The 7,315-nt window shown below is 45.8% G+C and carries 6 protein-coding genes; all 6 read right to left on the bottom strand.

Annotated elements, in window-relative coordinates:
- Positions 1-137: 137 nt before the first annotated feature.
- On the bottom strand, positions 138-440 hold the full coding sequence (locus V7654_RS10790; RefSeq protein ID WP_335430340.1) for an ArsR/SmtB family transcription factor: 303 nt from the start codon (positions 438-440) through the stop codon (positions 138-140).
- A 44-nt stretch (positions 441-484) separates the two neighbouring features.
- A complete protein-coding gene (locus V7654_RS10795; RefSeq protein ID WP_335430341.1) occupies positions 485-1,252 on the bottom strand; it encodes an SDR family NAD(P)-dependent oxidoreductase in 768 nt (255 codons plus the stop codon).
- A gap of 288 nt (positions 1,253-1,540) precedes the next feature.
- The gene (locus tag V7654_RS10800; protein ID WP_335430342.1) at positions 1,541-3,160 is read right to left on the bottom strand and encodes a long-chain fatty acid--CoA ligase; all 1,620 of its coding nucleotides are present in this window, start codon (positions 3,158-3,160) and stop codon (positions 1,541-1,543) included.
- Positions 3,161-3,199: 39 nt separating this feature from the next.
- A complete protein-coding gene (locus tag V7654_RS10805; RefSeq protein ID WP_335430343.1) occupies positions 3,200-4,309 on the bottom strand; it encodes a CaiB/BaiF CoA transferase family protein in 1,110 nt (369 codons plus the stop codon).
- Positions 4,310-4,339: 30 nt separating this feature from the next.
- A complete protein-coding gene (locus tag V7654_RS10810; protein WP_335430344.1) occupies positions 4,340-5,899 on the bottom strand; it encodes a fatty acid--CoA ligase in 1,560 nt (519 codons plus the stop codon).
- 132 nt (positions 5,900-6,031) lie between these two features.
- On the bottom strand, positions 6,032-7,186 hold the full coding sequence (locus tag V7654_RS10815) for a thiolase family protein (RefSeq protein ID WP_335430345.1): 1,155 nt from the start codon (positions 7,184-7,186) through the stop codon (positions 6,032-6,034).
- Positions 7,187-7,315 lie beyond the last annotated feature (129 nt).

The raw sequence follows: 7,315 nt of genomic DNA on the forward strand, positions 1-7,315 counted from the left end.
CACGATGGAAATGCGTTAGCATTTTCGGAGGAGTCTACGCGCCTTTCACTACAATCAACAGGGTTTAAAAATCATCATTCAGCTTAAACAGAGCCATCCAAATAAAAAAACCTGAAGCAAAGCTCCAGGTTTTCATATTAAATACATTCATTTTCCACGGTGTGTATCAGCTTTTTCAATAACTCAACCGAATTGTCTAGAGAGAGAGAATAATACCGCTGTGTGCCTTTTTGTTCGATCGCCACAATATTTTGTTCACGTAGTATTTTTAAATGATGGGAAATGGCCGGCCGCGATAAAGTTGAATGCTCTGCTATGTGGTTAACACTTAAGCTCTCGTGTTCAGCCAAAAGCAATATGATATCCTGCCTGGCTGGATCACTTAATGCAGTAAAGAGCGGTATGCACGAACGAAAAACATCGATTGCTTGTTCCCCCATTGAACGATCTCCTTTATTCTTCTTTTTCCAATATTAAAACGCAGTTATGCCTCTTTCGCAACATATTTGGCTATTTTAGCTGCTAAGCTTCTTGGGAGGAATTTTGCGGCATACGCACCTAGTTTGTTCGTGCTGCCAGTTATGACTACCCGCTTTCCAGATAAAAGTGCTCGATATCCTTCTTCAGCAACTTCTTGTGATGACATTGCGCCGCGGAACATTTTTGTTTTTTCAACATTGGCAACGGAAGCAAAATTCGTCTTTGTGGCTCCCGGGCAAAGCGTGGTTACTGTTACACTCGTATCAGTCAGCTCTTCAGCCAATGCTTCTGAAAATGACAGAACGAACGCTTTCGTTGCATAGTAAACCGCCATTAAAGGGCCGGGCTGGAAAGCCGCAGTACTGGCAACATTAAGAATTCTCGCTGCATTAGAACTATTTTTCATTTCAGGTAAAAAGTAATATGTCAATTCAGTAAGTGCGGCGATATTTAATTGGATCATTTCCGATTGTTTGCTAATGTGCAGATCCTCAAATTTACCCATTAACCCAAAACCTGCATTATTCACTAATGTATCAATCGTGATACCAGCAGCTTTAACTTCCTCAAAAACCTCTTTGGCTGCATATTGCTTGCTTAAGTCTTTTTCAATAACAGTAACTTTTGTATTTGAGTAATGGCTCTTTATCTCTTCCATTTTCAATTTATTCCGTGCTACCAGCACTAAATCATACCCATCGGCAGCAAACATCTTTACAAATTCATATCCTAAACCGCTTGTCGCTCCAGTGATCAAAACTGTTTTATTCATATTAAAATACCTCCAGATTTATATCTAATGTTTAATTGTTTAAATGTTTAAGTGTTTAAACATATAATATATTAATTGTACTTTACCTGCAAGTTTTAAATTTTGACTAAAGAACAATGTTATTAGAAAAACAATCAGGATAGGCGCGAATGGAATTTATTTTGAACATTCATTGATGGTTAGCGAAGAATTAGCATTTTCGTTTGTGAATTGGGTAAGATCTTATTCCCATTCGCCTCACAAGAGCACATAAAAAACCGGCCGCAAAATGCGGCCGGCCATTAATGATTAAGATTTCTGTGCTAAGTGGTCTTTTAACTGGTCGCGCAGGGCCCGTTTCAGGAACTTACCTACTGAAGTCTTCGGGATTTCCTCCATAAAGACGACATCATCTGGCAGCCACCACTTGGCAAATTGCGGTGTGATGAAATCGAGCAGCTCTTGCTTATCGACTTGATCCTTATACTGTTCCTTCAAGACGACGCAGGCAATAGGGCGTTCCTGCCACTGCGGATGCGGCACGGCAACGACGCTTGCTTCGAACACAGCTTCATGTGCCATCAAGGCATTCTCTAGATCAACAGAGGAGATCCATTCTCCGCCACTCTTGATCAGGTCTTTGGTGCGGTCGACCAGCTTGATGACACCTTCTTCATCAATGGTTGCTACGTCCCCAGTGTACAGCCAGCCGTCTCTGAACGCGTCATCAGAACGCTCATCCTTGTAATATTCATCAGCAATCCATGGTCCGCGAAGCAGGAGTTCACCCATTTCCTCGCCGTCCCATTTGACTTCTCCATTACCGCCGATTACTTTCATTTCCAGGCCTGGCACAAGGAGACCTTGCTTCGAGCGGATGTCGAGGATTTCATCCTCGTCCAAGCCGACCTGATAGCTTTTAAGGCGTGATACAGTCGCAAGCGGAGTCGTCTCCGTCATGCCATATGCGTGAAGGAACGGAATTTTATATTTCGTTTCGAAGGCTTTGATCATTCCTCGTGGCGCTGCTGAACCGCCGCAGACGATGGATCGTAACGAAGAAGTATCATAGCTTCCATTTTCGAGTTCGTTCAGCAAGCCGAGCCAAATGGTCGGTACACCAGCAGTAAAAGTAACTTTCTCCTGTTCGATCAGCTCTGCCAGCAGCTTTGGTGTGAACAGCGGCCCAGGCAGTACCTGTGTCGAGCCGAACCAGGTCGCAGCGAACGGCAGCCCCCATGCATTTGCATGAAACATCGGCACAACTGGAAGGACTACATCCGTTTCCGAAAGCGCCGCGGTATCCGCCAATCCAAATGCGAAGCTGTGCAGGACGATTCCTCTGTGAGAGTATACTACTCCCTTTGGATTCCCTGTCGTTGCCGAGGTATAGCACATTCCGGCCGGGTCATTTTCATCGAGATCCTTCTCGAATTCGAAATTCGGGCTGGCTTCACGGAGTAAGGCTTCGTATGAATAGACTGGATCAAGCGTTGTTTCTGGAAGCTCATCCTTATCCGTCATGATGATATAGGCCTCTACGGTTTTAAATTGCTCCTTGCTTCGCTCAATCAGCGGCAGCAAATCCTCATCTATTAATAAAACCTTGTCTTCTGCATGATTGATAATATAAGAGACATGTTCCTGAGACAGGCGGATGTTGATTGTATGCAGCACAGCACCCATCCCCGGCGCAGCGAAGTAGACTTCTAGATGGCGGTGATGATTCCAGGCAAACGTTCCGACCCTATCTCCTTTGCTAACCCCAAGCTTTTCAAGGGCACTGGCAAGTCTGCGGGTGCGCTCGCCTATTTCCTTGTAAGTAAACCGATGGATTCCCGATAAGGTCCGTGAAACTACCTGTTTTTTAGGGAAAAACTTCTCTGCTCTTTCCAATAGTGACCCTACTGTCAGTGGAACATTCATCATACCGACATTTCCCCTTCCGCTTCTCGAAAAATATTAATTTTATAAGATACCCTTAGTCTGCCAATCTCTTATTTGCTGTTCAGTCACTCCAAGTGATTCCCTTAAAATATCTTCAGTCTGTTCTCCTATTTGCGGCGGGGCTGCTGCAGCCAAATTTTTGTCTGCATACATTTTAATTTGTCCCTCAGCGGAGACAAAGTCCTTTTCTTTAAAATAAGGATACTTCGCAAGCTCCCCTGCCTCCAAAACAGGGGCAAGGCAGCAGTCCACCTTCATCCCAAATTCTGACCACTCTGCAAGGGATTTGCTTTTAAACAAATCATCTAGTTCCCGGTATGTTGGATTGGTTTCATCCGGTTTTGAATAATGAGCAGGCAGCCAATCTTCCCTTCCAACAGCCTGGCAAAAATTGTTCCAGAACTTAGGTTCCAGTGCGCCGAGACTAACATATCGGCCATCTTTCGTTTCATACAGCATATATCCGATTACCGTTCCGTTCAGCACAGAAACGCCATTTTGGTATCCCGTTTCTCTTTCAATTAAAACATGGTTCGCCATCAAGGATGCCATGCTGTCAGTAATCGAAATGCAATGATAGCTCCCCTCTCCTGTTGATCCGCGGGCCACCAGACCAGCGAGGATCCGCTCGCTGGCTGCCATGCCGCCAATATAGTCGGCAATTGTATTCGTTGGATGCACCGGCTTCCCACTGCTATCCTTCAGCTGGGCAAGGGCACCGCTAAGACTCATGTAATTTAAGTCATGGCTGCCAAGGTGCGACATCGGGCCACTGTTTCCATAGCCGGTAATCGAGCAATAGACAATGCCGGGATTTATATAGCTTACCGTCTCATATCCGAGTCCGAGCTTTTCCATAACACCAGGGCGGAAACTCTCAACGACCGCATCTGCATCTGCAAGGAGACCAAGTGCTATTTGCCTTCCTTCTCCATGCTTCAAATTGATCACAATGCTTTTTTTTCGCCGGTTGTGAGCAGTAAATACGTAACCGTTACCTGTATTCCTGGCAGGATCTCCTTCAGGGGCTTCCACCTTTATGACTTCTGCTCCTAATTCAGCCAGCCTCATCGTCGCAAAAGGTCCAGGTATATAATTAGTGAAGTCGATAATTTTAATGCCATTCAGCATGGTGCAAAATCCTTTCTTTTACGCTGACTGTTAATTAAAAAACAGCTCTTCCATTTGCTTGCGGAGCATGAACTTCTGGATTTTCCCGCTCGCATTACGCGGCAACGCATCAACGAATATATATTTACGAGGGCGTTTGTAATTTGCCAGGCTATCGCTATTCTTGCACCATTCGTCAAGCTGCTCTTCCGTGACCTGAGGATCTTTTTTTACAACAAAGGCAGTGACGCTTTCACCCCAGCGGTCATCCGGCTGGCCTACAATTGCTACGTCAAGAACTCCTTCATGTGCATGCAGGACATCCTCAACCTCACGCGGATAAATGTTTTCGCCTCCGCTTATGATCATGTCATCTACCCGATCCTTAACCCACAGATAGCCTTCTTCATCCAAATAACCGATATCGCCTGAATGGTACCAGCCTTTGTACATCGCTTTTTCAGAAGCTTCTTCTCGGTTAAAATAGCCTGACATCAAGCAAGGTCCCTGAACGATGATTTCACCGCTTTCTCCTGGAGGCAGGATGTCATCAGGATCAGAAGGACCATCCTCATTCGGCCTGACAATCCTGATTTCATGGTTTAAACACGCCTGGCCTGCTGCACCTGCCTTTGTAAGCTGGTCGTCTTCAGAAAGGAAGGTAATTGCAGGTCCCATTTCTGTCATTCCATATGCCTGAACTAACTTAATTCCTAGTTTGTCATGGCAAGCATGGACAAGCGATGGCGCCATCGGGGCAGCACCATAAAGTCCAAGTTTCAGGCTTTCGATATTATAGTCCTCCAAATTCTCCTGTAAAAGCATATTCCACATCGTTGGCGCAGCAAAGAACTTAGTTACTTTCTCTGAATCAATTAATTCAAGCACTTTTTTTGGTGCAAATTGATGGAGGATCACATTGCTCCCTCCAACATGTACACGCGGCAGGAACGCGCAGTGAAGCTCTGCGCAGTGGAACATCGGCGCAGTCACAAGGCCAACATCCTTCGCTCCCAGTTTTGTTGAACCAATAACAAGAAGGCTTTGCTCCACCATATTCCGGTGCTTGTGCATGACCCCCTTTGGCCTGCCCGTCGTACCGCTTGTGTACATGATTGCATACAAATCATTTTCATTAATATCCATGTGAACAGGCTTAGGTTCTACTGCTTGAACTTTTTCATGGTAGCTTGCTGCATACTCAGGCGTTTCATCATCTATGAACCAGAAAGCAATATGCGGGAAGCGGTTTTCAATTGAAGCAATAACCGGTTCCACAGCTTTTTCAAAAAGAACCACCTTTGGAGCGGCATCGTTCAGAATGAAAGCAACCTCCTCGCCCATCAGCCGGAAATTGATTGGATTAAAGACAGCTCCGATTTTGGCACAGGCAAAGAAGGCTGTACCCAGCTCCTCTGTATTGAAAAGGAAGGTGGATACTCGATCACCTTTTTTAACCCCTTCATTTAAAAGGGCATTTGCAAGCCGGTTCACCTCATCGTTCCATTGACTATAAGTAAAGCGGACATTTTTGCGTGCATCATAGAGGGCTTCCTTGTTCGGGAATTTCATTACGGTCAGGTCAAAAATTTTGCCGATCGTCGTGCTCATTTTCATTCCTCCTGGTAAATGTCGTTTTATGCTTTACTGTGTGTATCTTCCGGATGTATGTTGCCAATTAAACCTGTTCAAATTCAACAATGGATTCACACCATCACCTTCGAAACCTTAAAAGCTACCGACTTAATCCAAACGTTCAATAATCGTCGCATTCGCCATTCCATGACCTTCACACATTGTCTGCAGCCCATAGCGGCCACCGGTTCTCTCAAGTTCATGCATCATGGAAATCATCAAGCGCGCTCCGCTTGCCCCTAGTGGATGGCCCAGGGCAATCGCGCCGCCATTTGGATTCAGCTTTCCAGGATCAGCACCCATTTCTTTCAGCCATGCCATCGGAACTGGAGCAAATGCTTCATTCACTTCAAACACATCAATATCCTCAAGCTTCAGGCCTGCTTTTTGGAGCACTTTTTCCGTAGCAGGAATTGGGCCTGTCAGCATCAAGGTCGGGTCAGAACCGACAACCACTCTTGTATGTACCTTGAAGCGCGGTTTCAATCCCAGCTCCTCTGCCTTTTCACGGCTCATCAGCAGGAGTACAGCAGCACCGTCACTAATCTGGCTGGAATTCCCTGCATGGATGACACCATCTTCTTTGAAAACTGTCTTCAAGTTTCCGAGAACATCGGATGTCGTGCCTTCACGTGGGCCGGAATCCTCGGTCATCAAGATTTTTTCACCATTCTCAAGTGTGACTTCGAGAGGCATGATTTCTTTTTTAAAATAACCTTCAGCCTGTGCCTTCAGAGCCCGTCTGTGGCTTTCAGCCGAGAACTCGTCAAGCTCTGTACGTGTAAACCCATATTTCTCAGCGATTCTTTCTGCAGACAGTCCCTGATGGATAACTTCATAGCGCTCCTTCAGCTTCGGGCTGAAAGGAACCGCATCTTGATAATTCGATCCCATTGGCACTCTCGACATATTCTCTACACCGCCGGCAATGACGACATCCATATCACCGGCCAGGATTGCCTGTGCTGCAAAGTGGACAGCCTGCTGGCTTGAACCGCATTGACGGTCTATAGTCGTTCCCGGAACCTCAATTGGGAAGCCAGCAATCAAGGCTGCCACCCTTGCAATGTCGCCAGCCTGCTCGCCTGCCTGTGTCACGCAGCCAAGAATTACATCTTCAACGAGGGAAGCATCAATGCCAGCCCGTTTGACAACCTCCTTCAGCACTTCTGCAGCAAGGTCATCCGGGCGAATATCCTTAAGTAATCCTTTTCTTCTGCCAACCGGTGTTCTTACACCTTCTACTATCACAACTTCACGCATATATGAATCTTCCTTTCTGTTAATCGACATGTGTTTGTTTTTTAAGTTTTGGGTAATTAGATGATTTCAATGAACCTAATTGGAACATCCCCGAGACGGTTTTGGCTCTGGCAGTGTTCCAATGGACCC

This window comes from Bacillus sp. JJ1609, assembly GCF_036967045.1.
Lineage (GTDB): Bacteria > Bacillota > Bacilli > Bacillales > Cytobacillaceae > Mesobacillus.